Below are 19,572 nucleotides of genomic sequence, written 5' to 3'. Positions count from 1 at the left end.
GCGTAAAATTTATCTAATAGGATTATGTACAGTTACCAACTTTGTACCATCAGGAAAAGTGGCTTCCACTTGAACATCATGAATCATTTCAGGAATCCCTTCCATAACATCATCACGAGTTAATAAAGTCGTACCATAACTCATTAAATCTGCTACAGTTTGACCATCTCTTGCACCTTCCAAAATCGCCGCAGAAATAAAGGCAACTGCTTCAGGATAATTTAATTTTAACCCTCTATTTTTACGTCTTTCTGCCACTAAAGCAGCGGTGAAAATTAATAATTTATCTTTCTCTTGGGGTGTAAGCTGCATTGTTCCCTCCTCTGCGTTCTCTGCGTCTCTGTGGTTCGTTTAAATTTGCCATACTCTAGGAATACAATTACCACGATTTAGACAAGATACTCGTAACATTTGCCAAATATTTGTAAACCAACTTCTGACTTGGGATGTAGAATTACCACGATATCGGCACAAAAATCCATGTTGTAAGCGAGTTACTCCAGCATCAGAGTTTTGAATAATTAAAGAACGTGCTTGATTGATGATTTCTGGAGATATGGGGAAACCAACGCCAACAAAACTACCAACAACGGGATTGTCTCTTAAACCATGAGGACTGTGAAACACTTCTTCGCTACCGGGAACGATTTGTCTATCAATCCATAGGGGTATACCATTTTGCCAGATTTCCGTGTGCGATCGCATCTCTCCCTGTACAAATTTTTCTCCCCTAGCACTGCGTCCAAACCGCGTAATTTCCCAAGCTAAATAACTCGCATCCGTAGCTAATTCTACTCGTAAATCTTGCCGATAAATCCCACCATTAAATAAAATCGTTTCTTGGGGCAAATATTCTAAACAAGCGTGACTATCAACTTGGATATTTACGGTTTGTCTTGCTGGTAAGCCATTACTACGATATATTTTACCAGCAGCGGCTGTAGTAATCAAGGCGTTTGTATCGGGTTGGAGGTGAATATGAGAGGATAGGCGATCGCCCCCCACAATGCCCCCAGCCGTATGTAAAATCACACTATGGCAAATTTCTTGTCCTTCCGGGTAAAAGGGGCGTTGTACCTTTAATGGGGCTTGATGGTGGTTATAAATTAACTGAGTGGAATCTTGGCGATTAGCATAGACTAAGTTAAGTAAGCCATGCCAACCTTGTATTGTTTGGGTGTTCTCAATCATTTATGGGGTAAAGTAAAAATTAATCACCTGATTTGTACGGTTTAACATATTGTGCTAAATAGATTTAAATAATTTTGGGATAAAAATTCAAGAATTACAGATTATTACTTTTCTGTCAACTCGTTATCTCCTTTGTAATGTTCAGTGGAATCCTAATTTTATGGCAGCAAGGAGAATTATTAGTTTTTTTGTGAAAATCACTTTTAATTTAATTTTGATCTTTTTTAGTTGTTAATTTTGTACCATTTTCGGTCAAAATAGAACAGCATTTCCATCAATACAGCATCTACTAAAAAATATGACAGCCAAAGTAATTAGCGTTTGTAACCTTAAGGGTGGAGTTGGCAAAACTACTCTTGTTATGGCCTTAGCAGAGTATTTAGCAGGGGATACAATGTATGGTCAGCGTGTTCTTGCTATTGACTTAGACCCCCAAAGTAACTTAACTACTGGCTTAATGTCTGAGGAAGTTTGGGAATGGCAATATAATAATCGAGGGTTGACATTGCCTTTTTTGTTTAAAAATGCTGAATATTTTTTAGCAAATGGTAATTATGATAAATTTATAGTCAAAGAAGAAGTTTCTAATGTCAGAAATAAAAACTCTTTTAATTGCCTACATCTAATTCCTAGCAGTCCAAGATTATTTGAAGTGCAAGAGTATTTACCAGAAAGTTCTGTTTCTATTTTGCGGCAAATTATCACTCCATTGCTAGCAGAGTATGACTACATTTTAATAGACTGTCCACCCAGTATTAATAATATTATCAAAAGCGCGTTTTATGCCAGTGATTTTTGTCTTACTCCCTGTGTCCCTAGCAGAATGTCAATTCATGGTTTAGAACTATTACTCAAACAGATTGAGAAGTTTAATCAAGATTATGAACATCACCTCAACCCGATAGGAACTTTAATTTCTCGTTATAACGGAACGGTTGCCCAAACACAGAATTTAAATTTTATTATTGTGAATCCTTTCTTTCCACCAACTTTCTCCAATAAAATCCCGGAAAGAGCAAAAGTTGCTGAAAGTTTAGATTTTAGTATGCAGCTAACATACAAACAAAAATACGGTGATACCCATGATGCAATGGTAAAATTAACTAAGGAATTTATGCAAAGACTAAATCAGAATTCTGTTAATCTCTTACAGATGGTTAGTTTACCATGACTAGCAGGTGTTAACCCTACATCTTATCTTATTTGTGAGGTTTTGAATATGTTTGCTTCTTCCCAAATTTACATCACCCCAGAAGAATATTTAGAATTAGAAGAAAATAGCCCCATTAAGTATGAATACATTGATGGATATATCATAGAAACTTTACAAGAATATATTTTAATTAATCCGAAAAAACCGAGAGTTGAATGTTTCCGCCGCAATGAAGATGGACTTTGGGTATTACAGTCTTATGTAGGAGAAGAAACTTCATTTCAATTACAAAGCATTAACTTTGCAGGAACAATGACGCAACTTTATGAAGATGTAGATTTTCCGTCTCCAGCGTAATTTTCCCAAATCCAAAATCAAAAATTTTGGACTTTAGACCTTAGATAAATCATCCAAAATCCAAAATCCAAAATCTAAAATTGTTTAAGCCATTTGATTTTCAATCGCCCACCGTGCTAATTCAGTCCGGTTGTGGAGATTGGTTTTGCCCAACATATTGGACACATGGCTTTCAACAGTCCGCTGGCTGACATTTAATTCTTCAGCGATTTCGCGGTTTGCTAAACCCCTAGCGACAAACTGGACTACTTTCAGTTCAGTGGGGGTTAACTGGACATCGAAAGGAACTTGGATACGAGAACTGCTGTCCCCACCCTTGGTTTGATGTTCTTTCCAACGTACAGTTTGCTTGAGTGAGGATTCTACTTGTGCTACGAGTTCTTCCGGTTCAAAGGGCTTGATCATATATACGTCAGCACCTTTATTTAACCCCTTAACTCGGTCTGCACTTTGACCTTTAGCTGAGAGGAAAAGAACGGGAATCCAACTAGTTCGTTCAGTCTTGCGGACTTCTTCGACAAAAGTGTATCCGTCCATTTCCGGCATAATCACATCACAGATGATCATATCTGGAACTTCGGTTTCTAGAAGATCCAGGGCTTCTCTGCCATTGGCGGACGTGATGACTTCGTAGCCCCGGAACTCTAAGTAATCCTTCACCAGCAAGATGAGGTTAGGGTCATCATCAATGAATAGAAGTCTTTTGTGGTCTTTCATGCTGGGTTCTTTCATAACAGTGGCACTTCTCGCGCTTCGATCCATTAAGGTATTGATATAGTTATCCCGTATGGTGGATGACTTAGGATGTTGTCTTTTTTCCCACTTAACTTACTTTAACTCCCCTAAGTCTTAAAAGTGTTAGTTACTTTCAACAGACTTGCAGGTGAATGGAAAAAGTCTAGTAAGGATACGTATAGCAGTAGTCTTTATAATGCGCTATTATAGATCCATTTGAAAGTTGCAGGCTGAAAACCCTGATTAAATTATCGTCCTTGTGAATCACAAGTCGGTATTTTTCAAGATGACCTTAGTTCAAAACTCACCTGCGCTTTCATTGGCATACTGCTGCTCTACTTATCCTTAGGATGTGAAGCCTCTATCAGAGGTTCAAAATCAGCCGGGAAGTTTTTTTTGGCAAAGCATGGGTTAAAAATACAGATTTTTTCACCATCCTCATGGCCAATTTACTGGTCTTGGATGACCTGCTCTCATGACTTCTGGATTTAATTGGCGATACCAGACCCCATCTAGGTAAACTACCATTATCGTTCTAGAACAACAAACACGCAAGTTTTTGGCTTTGGCTGTGAAGATGCCTATGGAATAACTGTGTGCTAACTGATGGGTTGATCGCTCCCCCAGTCCTTGTTAACAGCATTACCAAGTTCTAGACTAGCCGATTTGTAACAGAATTGAGCATTTATCTGTTTTGGGCAATAGGTAATTGGTAATGGGTAATTGGTAATTGGTAATGTCACCTGTTCCCTGTTACCTGTTCCCAGTTCCCTAGTAGTTTTAGGGATGAGATGCCTGTTCGTGGATCACGGTGCTGTTACTCATTGAGTAGATCCCTGATTACAGTTCTATAACAATTTCCCAAGTTTGCAAATAAAGTTGTCCATATCAAAATATTCATTACCTACGCAACAAACCCTGACAACTAAAATAATTGGATATTTGCACTTAAGTATTGCTACCCTAGCCCTAGTTCGGAAACCCGTACACCAGTCATGATTGCTATTATGTCCTATATAAAGCTAGATTAGCACTCATGAGTCGAGAGTGCTAATTTAGCAAAAAATTTTGTATGGCAGCCGTATCTTTAAGCGTTTCCACCGTTAAGCCCCTGGGCGATCGCGTTTTCATCAAAGTGAGCGCCCCCCAAGAAAAAACCGCAGGCGGTTTGTTTTTGCCCGATAATGCTCAGGAAAAACCCCAAGTTGGCGAAATAGCCGCTGTTGGACCTGGCAAGCGCAATGACGACGGGACTCGTCAAACAATGGACATTAATGTTGGCGATAAAGTGTTGTACTCCAAGTATGCTGGCACCGATATCAAGTTGGCTACAGAAGAATATGTATTGCTTTCTGAAAAAGACATTTTAGCAATCGTCAGCTAATTGGGCATGGGTGATGGGTAAGGATTTTTCCGAATTACCTGTTCACCACTCACCAATTTCTTTGAAAATCAGAAAAATTTAATTTACTACCGGGATTTAGACTTATTATGGCAAAGCGCATTATTTACAACGAAAACGCCCGTCGCGCTCTAGAGCGTGGTATTGATATTCTCGCTGAAGCTGTAGCTGTTACCCTTGGACCCAAAGGTCGTAACGTAGTTTTAGAAAAGAAATTTGGCGCACCACAAATCGTTAATGATGGTGTCACCATCGCTAAAGAAATTGAATTAGAAGACCACATCGAAAATACTGGTGTAGCTCTAATTCGTCAAGCTGCTTCCAAAACCAATGACGCTGCTGGTGATGGTACAACCACAGCTACCGTTTTGGCTCACGCCATTGTTAAAGAAGGCTTGCGGAACGTTGCTGCTGGTGCTAATGCGATTTTATTGAAGCGCGGTATTGACAAAGCATCTGCCTTTTTAGTCGAAAAAATTGCTGAACACGCTCGCCCTGTAGAAGATTCTAAAGCGATCGCTCAAGTTGCGGCAATTTCTGCTGGTAACGACGAAGAAGTCGGGGCTATGATTGCTCAAGCTATGGACAAGGTGGGCAAAGAAGGCGTAATTTCCCTAGAAGAAGGGAAGTCTATGACCACCGAATTGGAAATCACCGAAGGGATGCGCTTTGATAAGGGTTATATTTCCCCTTACTTCGCTACTGATGCAGAACGGATGGAAACCGTTTTCGATGAGCCTTTCATCTTGTTGACTGACAAGAAGATTGCTTTGGTACAAGATTTAGTTCCTGTCCTCGAACAAGTAGCTCGTTCCGGTCGTCCTTTGGTAATTATTGCTGAAGACATCGAAAAAGAAGCTTTGGCAACTTTGGTAGTTAACCGTTTACGCGGTGTCCTCAACGTGGCTGCTGTGAAAGCTCCTGGTTTTGGCGATCGCCGTAAGGCTATGCTAGAAGATATCGCTGTCTTAACTGGTGGTCAACTTGTCACCGAAGACGCTGGTTTGAAACTAGATACCACTAAGCTAGAAAGCTTAGGTAAAGCCCGCCGCATCACCATCACCAAAGACAGCACCACAATTGTGGCTGAAGGTAATGAAGTTGGTGTGAAGGCTCGTGTTGAGCAAATCCGTCGTCAGATGGAAGAAACCGAATCTTCCTACGACAAAGAAAAACTGCAAGAGCGTTTGGCTAAATTGTCCGGTGGTGTTGCTGTAGTTAAAGTTGGTGCAGCTACCGAAACCGAAATGAAGGACAAGAAACTCCGCTTGGAAGATGCTATCAACGCTACCAAGGCTGCTGTAGAAGAAGGTATTGTTCCCGGTGGTGGTACAACCTTGGCTCACCTCGCTCCTCAATTGGAAGCTTGGGCGCACAGCAACCTCAAAGATGAAGAGTTGACTGGTGCTTTAATCGTTGTTCGGGCTTTACCTGCTCCTCTGAAGAGAATTGCCGAAAACGCTGGTCAAAATGGCGCTGTAATTGCTGAAAGAGTGAAAGAAAAAGATTTCAACATTGGTTTCAATGCTTCTACCAACGAATTCGTTGATATGTTAGCTGCTGGTATTGTTGACCCTGCTAAAGTAACTCGTTCTGCTCTGCAAAACGCTGCTTCTATCGCTGGTATGGTGTTGACAACCGAATGTATCATTGTTGATAAGCCTGAAGCGAAAGACGGCGCTCCTGCTGCTGGCGCTGGTATGGGTGGAGATTACGATTACTAAAATCTTTTCGTAGTTTTCCTAGTTTGAATAATGGCCGCCTCCTTACGGAAGCGGCTGTTTTTTATATGGCTAAATTTTATTTTTAGTATAAAGACAATCTTAATAAATTAAGTTAATTCTTATACCGATGATATGTTGAGTCGAGATTATTAATTAATACTGTCTATGTCGTATCATCCTATTGCTAATCAAATTTATAATTTATTGATTCAAGATAAAATTACGGAACAAAAAGGAGAAATTACTTTTGATTTTCTTCAAATGCCTATTAAAATTAATCGAAAAGATGGTATTGGTAATTTATTTGAAGAATGGTTTTCTGGGTGGATGAAAGTAAAAGGTATTTATTTTACAACAAAATCACAAAAGTTTCCTGATTTTCTGCTAGAGGAATATTCTAAAACAAAAGGGTTACTTGAAGTCAAAACATTTAGCGATAGTCCAGCTTTTGATGTGGGAAACTTTAAAGCCTATTGTCATGGTTTAACTACAGAAGCTTACATATTAGATGCGGATTACTTAATTTTTGAATATCAATTAAAAAACTACAAATTTAAAATTGAAAATATTTGGCTGAAAAAGATTTGGGAAATTACCGGAAAATCAAAAGATGGTACTATTACTCACCAAAAAAGAGGTAACAAAAATGATAAAAATGAAAAACCAGAAGATAAGCGAATTGTTACTATTAGGCCAAATTCAACATCTAATTGGGACTCTGAAACAAAAGACTTTAAATCTAGATTAGATTTTGTAGAAACATTATACGATACATTAATGCAATATTATGAGACAAAAAATAATAGTGTGAATTGGCTACAAACAGTCAAAAATAACTATTTGTATCATACAGGAAATGAACTATAAGACTTACAGTAAGGTTTATTAGTCTTATCTAGTCAATACATAAACCTTATTAGGAACTGACAGCATTTTTTGAATAACTATTCTTTCCGAAATTTCTCTTACCACAGTAACTACTACAGTATTTCCCAATAAATCAAATGCTTTATTGATAGGTAAATTAATGTGATAATCTTCAGGAAAGCCAAATAATCTTAATCCCTCTCTAATTGTTAAACATCTTAACCCTTTACCATCAACTACTGCTAATCTTTGCATATCAGTAGCTACTAAAGTTGGTGAAATATCATGAGGATCAAGTATTTTATTAATTGGAAAACTGAGTTTACCAACTACAATATTATAGCCTTTTGGTAAATCAAGTCTATATTCTCTTTTCTTTACTGTTTTACCATCTTTATTTACTACTTCTTGAATATCTTTAGGATGTTCATATTTTAAATAACCTTTATTGGCTAAATCATCTAATATTTGTTTTAAATTTTTATGTTGATAAAAAGTCTCAATTTCATCTAAACTTAACGGTATTCCATCCATCCACTGAATACCCTTTTTAGCAGACCAATTTTTTCTTCTTCTTTGTTTTAGTAATAAATTTAGTAATTCTCTTTGTTCTCTACTAACATTTCCTTTTAATTCTAAATCCCAACTGTGAATATTATCTTCTCCTCCTCTTTTATCTCTAATAGATTTACCATAAAGTTCATCAAGAGAATATTGTGCTAATAATTTCTTAACAAAATTTGTTTGTAAAGTCGGACAACCTGTTTCTAAAATATTTAATAATACAGATTTATTATTTCTAGGAAAATTTAAAGAAATAGGGTTTGTCTTAGTTCCAGTTATATAAACTCTTTTTCTATCTTGAGGAACACCAAAATCTCTAGCATTCAAAACATCACATTTAACTTGATAACCTAATTGTTCTAATTTATTTATAATAGTTGTTAATGTTCTACCGTCATCATGTTGAACTAAACCTTCAACATTTTCTAATAAAAATCCAAAAGGTGATTTATCTTTTAAAATACGTTCAATTTCAAAAAATAAAGTTCCTCTAGTATCTAAAAATCCTTGTCTTGTTCCTGCACTACTAAAAGGTTGACAGGGAAATCCAGCTAATAAAATATCAAAATCAGGTATTTTTTGACTTGATATTTCAGTGATATCACCCCAGATTTTATCTTCATTAAAATTTTGTTGATAAACTTTAATTGCTGTAGATTTAATTTCGGAAGTTAAAACACATTCGCTGTGAATTCCTAAAGATTTACAGGCTTTTTCTAAGCCTAATCTCATTCCCCCAATTCCTGCAAATAAATCAATAAATTTAATAGTGGTAGACATTGTTAGCTATTAATATTAACAAACAATTTATATATTAACATAGTATGTATGTTTTTAGTAACGATAATTATTTTTTATAAACGGTACTGTAACTGCTGAAAGAGTGAAAGAAAAAGATTTCAATGTTCCGCAAGGATGTGGCTTTTTTTGCACGCAGAGGCACACAAGAGAATATTGAGTTTCAATTCAACTTACAGCTAAAAGTTTATCAAGCTTATTTTTTAATTCTGGAGATACCATTAATGGATTATAAATTTACCCCTTGTAGGGTTGCCAAACATAACCAGAATTAAAAAACGGTTGGAAACCTGGTAATGTTTCTACTTCCTGTGCAAGTGCTGTAGATAAAACTAATCCTGGAATAGATAAATTAGGTAAATCTTCTATTAGTTCACTATGGGTTCTAAATTCATCAACTTCTAAACCAACTAAAGCATAACGAAACGAAGGAGCAAATTCTAGAGTTGAATAGAGTTTGAGACCTAAATCCGTCATTAAATAAGCACTTTCAGGATTGTCTATTCCTAGTTCACTAAGATTATTTGGGCAAACCCGACACCACCAGTTTTTTTCTATATCCTGAAAAGTATCTGTACGAATTTGGAATTGGCTACCATTTGAAAGTATCCATAGGTTTCCCATTATTATTTGGTCAAAATGTTGAGCAAATTCCTTAGCACTGCTTTCATCAGAGCCGCACTCTGCTGATAAACTAAATATCCACGCCATACCTTCCTCCTATTTAGTTCTAATCAATTCTTTCCCAATCATCTTGGGTGTTTGCCAAGGCTAATTCGTACCTTTCTAGTGACATTGTAACTCTTGGCGAAATGCTAACGTGGGTTGGGTTATCCTGAACAGCTTGTAAATCTCCAGTGATGTTACTGTCATCAATTTGCCATAGGGGATCTTTTCCATATCCACCAAATTTAGCAGGTTTACGAGGTGCTGGTAAAGCTTCAATGGACAGGGAAACGGACATTCCCCCTGTATTTCTAATAGCAACATCAACAAGCTCACCTTGAAACTCATGCTCTGACTCTGGTAATAAATAGCCTTGCTCATCTAGACTATTTACGGGCATTTGCTTGATATTTATATCAATACCCAGTCTAACTCCTAATAGTCTGGCACTTCGACCGATTTTGGGCTTACCATTTTCGTCTACCATGCCGCGATAGTAGAATTTTACCATTAACTAATATTACTATATTCGGACAAAATGAATATTATCATGTCATTTCAGAGATTTTTCACCAATTTACTGATCCTAAAACTCAGGTTTTGTTCGGGTTTTTCGAGTTTGAATAATCGCTGTTTCTGGAAAAGGTTGGCTGTTTTTTGTTGTTAATGCTTAATTTTTAGCTCAAAAATCCCAATTTAATAATATACTGAATCAAGCTTGAACTTTAAGTTTAATAAGTATGGAAGATTACCAGGCAGCTTTTATGGAGCGCCATACTGATACTGAAACACTAAACCCTGTTAGGAAAGTTGGAGCTATGCACTTTGGCGGTGTAACCATCGAATGTTTACTAAAAGCAATGATTTTTGCTACTTTACCAAATGGCGCGAGTCGAGAATGGAAAACAAGTTCTAATAATCCTGGACATACAATCAAAAATCCGGGACACAAATACGATGCGGCGTTGAGACGACATAATCGACTTCGATCTAGAATTGAAAGGTTTCCAGATGTTATGGAATGGCTTAACACAGTTGAGAACCCAATGAGCCAACATTTCATAGATCTGCGCTATTCTGGACTTGAGCCTGATGATGAAAGTTATGAACTTTGGTTCCAAGCATATCAGAATCTTATTCTTTGGTTACAGGAGCAAATCGCTACACTTTAAAGAGGTGATCAAATGCAGGAAAATTGGCAGGTTTTACTAAAACAGAAAATTACAAACCAGTATGTACAGAAGTCACAGGAATGGGTTGATGTAAATATTTCTACATCTGGTTTATTGAATTTGACTATTGTAAGCGATCGCTTTATAGGTTTATCTATTCCTCAACGTAAAGAACAAATTTCTAACTTACTTAAATCACAAGTTCCTCATTTATCTCCTGGTTTTCTCTCCCTATATACACTTCAAGAAGCTGAATCACTTAATCTTTCACCACCACAGATTTTTGATCCAGCATCAATACATACTTGGCAAGATTTAGCTATCCAAGCTGCAAACCCACAAAATCAACCAACAACACCTCAGCGCGAACTTAGTCTACCCAGAACAGTGACATTTTATTCCTTTAAAGGAGGAGTAGGACGCACTACAGCATTAACTCATGTTGCTTGGATTTTAGCAATGCGGGGACGTAAAGTTGTGGCTGTAGATTTAGATTTAGAAGCACCTGGTCTAAGTACGGCATTTAACCTACAACCACAACCAAAATATGGAATTGTTGACTATTTTTATGAACGTTCCTATTTACCAGAAGGAATAAAAGCGAGTATTTCCATTACTGAAATATTTGGTGAAGTGAAAATACAAAACGCTAAAGGAAGATTATTTGTTGTTCCTGCTGGTTGTCTTAGTCTTGATTATATTTCTAAGGTTGATGATCTTCATGCTAATACTGTTATTGATGGGAATCAAAATCTTTGGTCTGTGTTCAAGCGGGAAATTGACGAACAATTAAAACCTGATGTTATATTAGTTGATTCGAGAACGGGAATTAATCAATGGGGAGCTTTATCATTAATTCAAGCTGCTGATGAAGCAATTATTTTTCTTTTTCCTAATGAACAAAATAAACAAGGAATAGAATTACTATTGCGCTCACTAAACACCCTAAAAAATCTATCAATTAATTTTGTTTTTTCTCCTGTTCCTGATGTTAGCAAACTTGATAAGGTAAACGAAATTTATAAATCTTTTGTAGATCAAATAAAAATAGCCACAGAGGAAGAATCTGAAATAGATGATAATGATCAATTAGAAATACCAGAACCTTTAGTAATTCCCTATCTTCAACCCATTGCTTTAGCTGATAATTACCCTGTAAGAGCCTTACTAGATTACTATAATAAAATTGTCAATTTAATTGATGAAGAAACTGATGAAATTGACAGAACAAATATTTTAACTAATTCAGAAACACGCTGGAAAATTATCAAAAGCTTGCAATTTCCTGAAGTAAATGCTGCGGATACAGATCAAAAACAGGATTTCACCCTCCTATTCCAGCGTACCAATGATTTTGAGAAATTTTTAGATCATGCAACTTGTTTAATTAGAGGTAGAAAAGGAACAGGTAAAACTGCTCTATATTGGCTTTTTCTCAAATATAAAAGTGATGCTCAAAAACTAGCTCGTGGTAGATTAGATAATACTGTATTTTTGTCTGCACATGGTAGATATCAGGAAAGTCGTCCGACTCGTGGACAATTCCAATTTATTCATGAAAATTTACAGCAGCAGGGTGGCACATGGGAGGCTTTCTGGAGAGCTTATTTACTCCTTAGATGTCATCAGGAAAATTTATGTAATTTTCCTAAAAATAGGAAAGGTGAAAAATTTAGTGAACTGAAAAATATTATCAATAATTTACCTAAAGGAAAATGGCAATTTGAGTACAATCAAGTTTTGTTAGAATTATCTACTAACTCTATACTAAGTGAAATAGTCAATGATACCATTAACATTATCATTCATGAAGAAGCCAAAAATAAATCTCAGAAAATCTGGTTTCTTTATGATGATTTAGATGAAGATTTTCCTGAAGCAGGAGAAGTAAGACAATCAGCATTATCGGGATTATTTCAATTAGTTCAATCTTGTGATGCAAATCGCCTAACAGAAATTAGATTTAAGATTTTCTTGAGAGAAGATATATGGAATCGTTTAATTTTTGACAATAAAAGTCATTTTACTGGACGCGATATTATTTTACAATGGACTAGGGTTGACTTTTTAAGATTAGCTTTGCGTCAATCAATACAATCTCCAGATTTTAAGGATTTGGTAAATAGATTTTCTCCTATTGCTGAAGATGCAATTGATCAAACTACTGAAGATGCAATTGATAAAGCTTTAGAATTGCTTTGGGGAAGTCGTCGCAGAAGAGGAGACAAAGCTAAATATTTATCCAGATGGGTTTATGAAAGATTAACTGATTCTAGTGGTACTACTTTTCCTCGTAGTTTAAGTATATTATTAACAGGTGCAAAAGAACAAGAATTAAGCTATCAAGGAAAATCATCAATTCAAACACCAACAGATCGTTTATTACGCAGTAAATCTTTAGAAATGGGATTGAAAAAAGCATCAGAAAAACGTTGTGATGAAATCAAAGAAGAATATCGTCATTTGACTAAATTTTTTGACTCTCTCAAGCAGAAACCAGCTCTTTTACCTAAAGAAGAATTACATAGCATATGGCAAGAATCAGCACATGATATAGCAGACTTTGAAGAATTTGCTTCTTTTTTAACTGAAATCGGTATTATTCAATTGCGCGAGAAAGATCAACGCTATAAATTTGCGGATATCTATGTATATGGATTTGAGATGATTCGTAAAGGTGCTGTATGAAAATATTTTTGACTTTATATCGCTGGTTGTGTGGAAGTTCTCGCAGGTTTACGGTTTGAAAAAGATTTAGTTCGTCAATTTCTCCGGGAGGATATTATGAAAGAGTCTGTCATTTATCAAGATATCGTGCAAAAAGAAGCACTGAAAATGATTAATCGTCAAATAAAAAAACGTTTTGGAGATGTTAATGATCCATTAATGACCAAAATTAGAAATTTATCTGCTGACGATTTAGAAGATTTGGGAGAAGCGTTATTTGATTTTTATGAAGTTGCTGATTTGGTAACTTGGTTAAATCAAAAAGTTAGTAATTAGAAAGATAAGATTTTTAAAAGAGACGTTGTAAATAACGTCTCTAAAGTCCTTAAAACTCCGCGTTTTCTGGTGTGCGAGGGAACGGAATCACATCCCGAATATTCCCCATACCCGTCATAAATTGCACCAATCTTTCAAACCCCAAACCAAAACCAGCATGGGGAACAGTACCATAACGACGCAAATCTAAATACCACCACAAATCTTCCGGGTTCATACCTTGTGCTAATACCCGTTTTTCTAACACATCTAACCGTTCTTCCCGTTGTGAACCACCAATAATTTCCCCTATTTTCGGTGCGAGAATATCCATAGCGCGGACGGTTTTTTCATCGTCACTCAACCGCATATAAAAAGCTTTGATTTGTGCGGGATAATCTGTCACAATTACTGGCTTTTTAAACAGTTGTTCGGCTAAATAGCGTTCATGTTCTGATTGTAAATCTGCACCCCAACTCACAGGATAATCAAATTTAACATCGGCTTTTTCTAAAAGTTTGACTGCTTCTGTATAAGTCAATCGTTCAAATTGATTGTTAATAATGTTATTTGCAGTTTCTAAAACAGTATTATCAATTCGTTCATTGAAAAATTCCATGTCTTCAGGACAGGTTTCCATTACATATTTAAAAATGTGTTTGAGAAACTCCTCAGCCAAATCCATATCACCTTCTAAATCACAAAAAGCCATTTCTGGTTCAACCATCCAAAATTCGGCTAAGTGACGCGAAGTATTAGAATTTTCCGCCCGGAATGTAGGACCAAAAGTATAGACATTAGTAAAAGCCATAGCCATGATTTCGGCTTCTAATTGGCCACTTACTGTTAAATATGCAGGTTTACTAAAGAAGTCTTGGCTATAATCAATTTCCTGATTTTCAGTTTTGGGAACATTCTTTAAATTGAAATTGGTAACACTAAATAATTCACCTGCACCTTCACAATCACTAGCGGTAATAATGGGAGTATGCACCCATAAAAAACCCCGTTGTTGAAAAAATTGGTGAATTGCAGTCGCGCAAGCATTTCTCACCCGAAATACTGCACCAAAGGAGTTTGTTCGAGGACGCAAATGGGCAATTGTTCGCAGAAACTCAAAGGAATGACGTTTCTTTTGCAGAGGATAGGTATCAGGATCAGCGTCTCCGTATACTTTTACTGTATCTGCTTTTAATTCTATTCTTTGTCCTTTTCCTTGAGAAGCTACCAGCACTCCTGATACTTCTATAGAAGCACCTGTATTGATTTGTTTTAATATTCCTTGATAGTCTGGTAAGTTTTGATTAATGACAACTTGCAAATTCCCCAAAGATGAACCATCATTAACTTCCAGAAACGCAAATCCTTTCAATTCGCGTTTTGTTCTTACCCAACCTTGGACTACCAAAGTTTCTTCGGGTTTACCACTTCTTAATATTTCCGTAATCCGAGGATTTAGCATTTTCTACAATTTGTATTTTTTAAAGGATCAGATCCCCGACTTCTTCAAGAAGTCGGGGATCTTAGAAGTCGGGGATATTTTAAATCACCCCACCCAAGATTTTAATAACCAACCTATAATAACCCCTAAACCTCCAAAACGGACAGCTTGCCAAAAAGGTCTTTTCAGACTAGTCCAAGAAAACAACTGGCTTTCTAAGTTGATTTCTAAGGTTTCTAACTGTTTTTGCAGGCGGCTTAGTTCGTTCTTAATTTCTGGAGTCTGCTTTCTATTTTGCTTTAAATTTTTTAATTCCTGTTGCCATTGTGCCTGTTGTTGTTGATCATTTTGCACTTGGGTATATCTATCTTTCAAGAATCGCAGTGAAGTTTCTACCTCCTCTAATTCCTGTGCAAAATCTGGCTGGGGATTTTCGTCTAAATTAGTCATTGGTGATTAGTCATTGGCTATGATGATTAAATCATAACTTTTACTCTTAACTCAACACTTAGTCTTATGTCACAAACTAGCCAACTAAATGAAATTAGCACTCTAGAACTAGCACAGGCACTCATGGAAAGGCTGAGTATCTCTCCTGATGATTGGCATCGTCTCAAGTCTAACCGCAATTCCCGCGCTAGTGAACAGGCAGCCGCCGCAATGGTATTTTTGGTCAAAAATGAACCCCAAGAGGCACAGGCAAGGCTACAACAGGCTGTAGGCTGGCTAGATAAATCAATTTCCGCCCCTCCCTGCCCAACTCACGGACACAATCGTGAGACTATAAAGGAATAACTCTCACCTGTAGCCGAGTAAAAAAATTTTTTCTCTGTGTCCTCTGTGCCTCTGTGGTTAGATAAATTACTTTAAAACCGCAGACGCGCAAAGTAAAAAAAAGAACTTTTTCGAGTCACCTCTCACCGTCGCAAAGATAATAAACGACGGCTTTCTAATTGCTTACAAAGCGTGAGTTCTGTACCTTTGCGATTCCATTCTACTTGATCAAAAATCTGATGCAGTAAAGACATACCCCGTCCACTTTCCGCTTCGTCTGGTGGTAAATAGTCATCAGGATCACTATCACCTTCGAGGGAGGGAGTGAAGCCGCTACCCTGATCTGAGATAATCCACCAATACTGATTATCTATTAATGAGAACCGAACGACGACGAATTTGCCGGGATCAAGATTATTCCCATGTTTAGCGGCATTTACTAGGGCTTCTTGGAGTCCTAGTCGCAGTTCAGATTGTAATTTTGCCGGAATATCAGTCAAGAGTAAATCTAGGATTGGACAAAGATAAAGGGTGGAGGCAAAACTAATTGTCCCCCAATAACGCCCAACTGGACGAAGAGAAATGGTAATCACAAGAGAAACCCCGTAGCTTTATATTTAGCTAGACATCAGTTTGCTTTTTTGGGCATTCTGATCAAAATTAGGTAGTCATGCTGCCTTCAAACTTGCCTCTGTAAAACTAAATTTATAAAAATGCTAGAGCATAGCAATTCAGTGGGAGAATTCATATTGCTTATTTACAATTTGCTTAAGTTAATCTGTTCATTTAGCAGATGAGTAAAAACTGCTATTTTTGAACAAGAGGAGAAAGATATTCTCGTTAACTGCTCATTTTGTAATTAACACAATTTTATTCACCTTTATTAAGAGTCTATGCAGCTTCGATTTCTTTAAAACAAAATGAGTTTCTATTTTTATGTAATTTCATTCTAGCATTATGAGTATCCACTAGACTACAAATTTCTGATTTTTATTTTTGTGAAGAATTAACTATCCTGATCATTGTCCGATAACACCAGAAAAGCGGCTGCTTCTACATGAGCCGTTTGCGGAAAAAAGTCCGCAGGTTGCACCCTTGTGAGTTTATATAGCCCATCTTCACAAAGCAATTTTAGGTCACGGGCAAGAGTAGCTACTTTACAACTGACGTAAACAATGCGAGATGGTTTCAGGTTTCTTAATGTTTTGATAACGTTAGCTTCACATCCTTTCCGGGGCGGATCAAGTAAGACCACATCTGGTACAATTTCCAAATTCTGGAGAATTTTTTCCACTGGGCCGACTTGGAAAGTCACATTATTAATTCCATTCTGTTGGGCATTAACAATTGCCTGTTCTACTGCTGTTGATTGCAATTCTAACCCGGTGACGTGCCGTGCTTGTTTGGCCAGGGGCAAAGTTAAAGTTCCTATACCACAATAGGCATCTACTAGGACTTCATGACCTTGTAAATTTAGTTCTGACTGAATCACCTCTAAAAGTGCTTCGGCTGTTTCTGTGTACACTTGGAAAAAGGTATCTGGTCCGATTTGAAAATCCAGTCCGGCGAATTTTTCTCGCAGGTAAGGAATTCCAGCTAGACAACGGGTTTCTGATCCAAATATAGCATTTGTGCGATCGCTATTGCGGTTGAGTGACACGCAGACCAATTGAGGATAACGCTGTAACCATTGCTGTGCCTGGGTTTCGATTCCTGGCAAATTCCAATCTTTGACGACCAAAGTTAGCAGCATTTCTCCTGTGCGGCGGCCAATGCGTAAACCCAAATGGCGAATTAAGCCTTTGTGTCGGGTTTCGTCATAAATTGGCCAACCCTGCTTTTGAATATCTAATTTTATTTCAGCTAATAAAGGATTTAACTGCTGGTCTTGCACAGGGCATTGATTCAAGTTAATTAATTTATGGCTACCTTTTTGATAATATCCAGCTTGGACATGACCTGTAGCGGACATACCAATAGGATAAGTAACTTTGTTGCGATAACCAAAGGATGCAGCAGCCACTAAAACTGGATCTATTGGTGGATTTACAAAACCGCCAATTCTTTCTAAAGCTTGGGTTACTTGATTTCGTTTGGCTGATAACTGGTAATCATATTTAATATGTTGCCATTGACAACCACCACATTTATCAGCGACAATACAACTTGGACGCACCCGTTGAGGCGAAGCTTGCAATAATTCCTGCACCTGTCCATGAGCATATTTTGGCTTAACATTGAATAATTTGACAAGTAGGATATCTCCTGGTACTGTATCAGGAACAAAAACCACCCGCTGTTCAAAGCGTCCCACACCATCACCCGTGTCGCTTAAATCAGTAATTTCCAGTTCGATAATTTCATCTTGTCGCCACATTGTATTAGTCATTAGTCAGTTATAAGGGAAGAGGGAACTTTTTCACAGGGAAGGGAGTTGCCAATGTAGAATTGTAAATTCATTTATCCCTATCTTCCCATACACTTCACGAATGTCCCTCTAAGTCGGTAAACTAGCAGATATAAATATTTCAGGTCATTTAGATAATCATGACTGTAATTAGCCAAGTTATTCTCCAAGCTGACGACGAACTGCGTTACCCCAGCAGTGGCGAACTCAAAAACATCAAAGCATTTTTGGAAACAGGTGTAAAGCGGACAAGAATCGCTGCTACCCTTTCAGAAAACGAGAAAAAGATCGTTCAAGAAGCTACCAAAAAACTTTGGCAAAAACGCCCTGACTTTATCTCCCCTGGTGGTAATGCTTACGGCGAAAAACAACGGGCTTTGTGTATTCGGGACTTTGGCTGGTATTTACGCCTAATTACCTACGGTGTACTTGCTGGTGACAAAGAACCCATTGAAAAAATTGGTTTGGTTGGTGTGCGGGAAATGTACAACTCTCTAGGTGTTCCTGTTCCTGGAATGGTAGAAGCTATCACTTCCCTCAAACAAGCGTCTTTGGATTTATTGAATGCAGAAGACGCTGGGGAAACCGCACCTTACTTTGATTACATCATTCAAGCGATGTCTTAAAGGTCTTTAATTCCCCACAATTGGTAGTGGCTATGGTAATATCTATCAAGTTATTAACCAGTTGTGGGGATATGTTATGATTATCATCAGTTTTTACGTTACTAATAGCAAAAAAAACGACAGACTGGTTGCAGACTGTCGGCAGTTAGTGTGTTCCCTATTAATGACTCGGCTAGAGTTCATACTATTAATTATACCAACATGGCGATTTCTATGGGAGGATCTAAATCATATATATATGTGATTTACGTCACTTAATAGGAACAACTGAAATCGAAGTTGGGTTTTTAGTCGGTAAAAACAAAGAATATCCACAATACTAATAAGCTTGATATTATTAAGATTAGCTACACCTAGCGTAGCTTCAATGAATCGAAAAGAATATAAATATTGTGAAAACTGATACTATATTCTATCAACTATTTCAAACTTTATCTAGTATCTTTTTTAACTAAATAGGTGGCCGTAAAATAACCAAAATGTGTGAAGAAAAGTAAAATCTCTCAAAACTTCTTCACTCTTGCCTCTGGCCTTGCCATAACGACAATTTTTAACGCCAACCTACTTAATTGGCAAACCATTATACAGCACTTTTCGGAGACATATTTTAGTTACAAAGATATTCAATCAATGCTGCAAAATTATGTTGAAATCTTAAAAGATAGAGTTTATGGATAAAAATTGCTGGCAACCTATCAAACTTTTATATGTAG

19 protein-coding genes and 1 pseudogene are annotated in these 19,572 nt (G+C 37.0%); 10 read left to right on the top strand and 10 right to left on the bottom strand.

The annotated features are described in order from the left end of the window. Positions 1-9: 9 nt before the first annotated feature. Together ureA and FJR09_RS11525 are read right to left on the bottom strand one after the other, a co-directional pair. Positions 10-312, bottom strand: coding sequence for an urease subunit gamma (gene ureA / locus FJR09_RS11530; RefSeq protein WP_015083034.1), 303 nt, complete (start codon positions 310-312; stop codon positions 10-12). Positions 313-351: 39 nt separating this feature from the next. Next, positions 352-1,191, bottom strand: coding sequence for an urease accessory protein UreD (locus tag FJR09_RS11525; protein WP_015083035.1), 840 nt, complete (start codon positions 1,189-1,191; stop codon positions 352-354). A 298-nt stretch (positions 1,192-1,489) separates the two neighbouring features. Between FJR09_RS11525 and FJR09_RS11520 the strand changes: the two genes are divergently transcribed. Both FJR09_RS11520 and FJR09_RS11515 read left to right on the top strand, forming a co-directional pair. Further along, positions 1,490-2,362: a ParA family protein gene (locus tag FJR09_RS11520; RefSeq protein WP_015083036.1), complete on the top strand. Its 873-nt coding sequence runs from the start codon at positions 1,490-1,492 to the stop codon at positions 2,360-2,362. Between the two features lie 48 nt (positions 2,363-2,410). Continuing rightward, complete coding sequence (locus FJR09_RS11515; protein ID WP_015083037.1) at positions 2,411-2,701, top strand: Uma2 family endonuclease; 291 nt, start codon at positions 2,411-2,413, stop codon at positions 2,699-2,701. 84 nt (positions 2,702-2,785) lie between these two features. On the opposite strand, the gene FJR09_RS11510 is transcribed toward FJR09_RS11515, so the two are convergent. Further along, the gene (locus FJR09_RS11510; RefSeq protein WP_015083038.1) at positions 2,786-3,463 is read right to left on the bottom strand and encodes a response regulator transcription factor; all 678 of its coding nucleotides are present in this window, start codon (positions 3,461-3,463) and stop codon (positions 2,786-2,788) included. 1,045 nt (positions 3,464-4,508) lie between these two features. On the opposite strand from FJR09_RS11510, the gene groES reads away from it, so the two are divergent. The 3 genes from groES to FJR09_RS11495 all read left to right on the top strand — a co-directional run bounded on the left by groES (position 4,509) and on the right by FJR09_RS11495 (position 7,429). After that, positions 4,509-4,820, top strand: coding sequence for a co-chaperone GroES (gene groES / locus FJR09_RS11505; RefSeq protein WP_015083039.1), 312 nt, complete (start codon positions 4,509-4,511; stop codon positions 4,818-4,820). Between the two features lie 107 nt (positions 4,821-4,927). Beyond that, the gene (groL, locus tag FJR09_RS11500) at positions 4,928-6,562 is read left to right on the top strand and encodes a chaperonin GroEL (protein WP_168654083.1); all 1,635 of its coding nucleotides are present in this window, start codon (positions 4,928-4,930) and stop codon (positions 6,560-6,562) included. A 165-nt stretch (positions 6,563-6,727) separates the two neighbouring features. After that, positions 6,728-7,429 (top strand): NgoBV family restriction endonuclease, encoded by a 702-nt coding sequence (locus FJR09_RS11495; RefSeq protein WP_168653529.1) that lies wholly within the window; start codon positions 6,728-6,730, stop codon positions 7,427-7,429. A gap of 24 nt (positions 7,430-7,453) precedes the next feature. On the opposite strand, the gene dcm is transcribed toward FJR09_RS11495, so the two are convergent. From dcm to FJR09_RS11480, 3 genes are all read right to left on the bottom strand, one after another. Next, on the bottom strand, positions 7,454-8,773 hold the full coding sequence (gene dcm, locus FJR09_RS11490) for a DNA (cytosine-5-)-methyltransferase (protein ID WP_168653530.1): 1,320 nt from the start codon (positions 8,771-8,773) through the stop codon (positions 7,454-7,456). A gap of 255 nt (positions 8,774-9,028) precedes the next feature. Next, positions 9,029-9,502, bottom strand: coding sequence for a hypothetical protein (locus FJR09_RS11485; RefSeq protein ID WP_254433099.1), 474 nt, complete (start codon positions 9,500-9,502; stop codon positions 9,029-9,031). A 19-nt stretch (positions 9,503-9,521) separates the two neighbouring features. Beyond that, positions 9,522-9,968: a hypothetical protein gene (locus FJR09_RS11480; RefSeq protein ID WP_168653531.1), complete on the bottom strand. Its 447-nt coding sequence runs from the start codon at positions 9,966-9,968 to the stop codon at positions 9,522-9,524. A 229-nt stretch (positions 9,969-10,197) separates the two neighbouring features. Here FJR09_RS11480 and FJR09_RS11475 point away from each other — a divergent pair, with 229 nt between their 5' ends. The 3 genes and pseudogenes from FJR09_RS11475 to FJR09_RS11465 all read left to right on the top strand — a co-directional run. Continuing rightward, complete coding sequence (locus tag FJR09_RS11475) at positions 10,198-10,629, top strand: hypothetical protein (protein ID WP_168653532.1); 432 nt, start codon at positions 10,198-10,200, stop codon at positions 10,627-10,629. A 12-nt stretch (positions 10,630-10,641) separates the two neighbouring features. After that, the gene (locus tag FJR09_RS11470) at positions 10,642-13,317 is read left to right on the top strand and encodes a P-loop ATPase, Sll1717 family (RefSeq protein WP_015083042.1); all 2,676 of its coding nucleotides are present in this window, start codon (positions 10,642-10,644) and stop codon (positions 13,315-13,317) included. An 18-nt stretch (positions 13,318-13,335) separates the two neighbouring features. Then, a pseudogene (locus FJR09_RS11465) lies at positions 13,336-13,632 on the top strand (DUF4351 domain-containing protein); the annotation flags it as partial. 49 nt (positions 13,633-13,681) lie between these two features. Here FJR09_RS11465 and asnS read toward each other — a convergent pair. Together asnS and FJR09_RS11455 are read right to left on the bottom strand one after the other, a co-directional pair. Beyond that, entirely contained in the window at positions 13,682-15,073 is a 1,392-nt protein-coding gene (gene asnS, locus FJR09_RS11460) for an asparagine--tRNA ligase (protein WP_168653533.1), read from the bottom strand. A gap of 84 nt (positions 15,074-15,157) precedes the next feature. Continuing rightward, on the bottom strand, positions 15,158-15,502 hold the full coding sequence (locus tag FJR09_RS11455) for a hypothetical protein (protein WP_015083045.1): 345 nt from the start codon (positions 15,500-15,502) through the stop codon (positions 15,158-15,160). A gap of 66 nt (positions 15,503-15,568) precedes the next feature. Between FJR09_RS11455 and FJR09_RS11450 the strand changes: the two genes are divergently transcribed. Continuing rightward, positions 15,569-15,847, top strand: a complete 279-nt coding sequence (locus FJR09_RS11450; RefSeq protein ID WP_015083046.1) for a DUF6439 family protein — start codon at positions 15,569-15,571, stop codon at positions 15,845-15,847. Positions 15,848-15,969: 122 nt separating this feature from the next. Here FJR09_RS11450 and FJR09_RS11445 read toward each other — a convergent pair whose 3' ends face one another. Further along, positions 15,970-16,419 (bottom strand): anti-sigma regulatory factor, encoded by a 450-nt coding sequence (locus tag FJR09_RS11445; protein ID WP_015083047.1) that lies wholly within the window; start codon positions 16,417-16,419, stop codon positions 15,970-15,972. Between the two features lie 413 nt (positions 16,420-16,832). Beyond that, positions 16,833-18,215, bottom strand: a complete 1,383-nt coding sequence (rlmD, locus tag FJR09_RS11440) for a 23S rRNA (uracil(1939)-C(5))-methyltransferase RlmD (RefSeq protein WP_015083048.1) — start codon at positions 18,213-18,215, stop codon at positions 16,833-16,835. Positions 18,216-18,373: 158 nt separating this feature from the next. Here rlmD and FJR09_RS11435 point away from each other — a divergent pair, with 158 nt between their 5' ends. After that, positions 18,374-18,859, top strand: a complete 486-nt coding sequence (locus FJR09_RS11435) for an allophycocyanin subunit alpha-B (RefSeq protein ID WP_015083049.1) — start codon at positions 18,374-18,376, stop codon at positions 18,857-18,859. The last annotated feature ends 713 nt before the right edge of the window (positions 18,860-19,572 follow it).

The organism is Dolichospermum sp. UHCC 0406, assembly GCF_009712025.1.
Taxonomy (GTDB): domain Bacteria; phylum Cyanobacteriota; class Cyanobacteriia; order Cyanobacteriales; family Nostocaceae; genus Dolichospermum; species Dolichospermum lemmermannii.
This window is presented reverse-complemented; position numbering and strand designations above follow the sequence as displayed.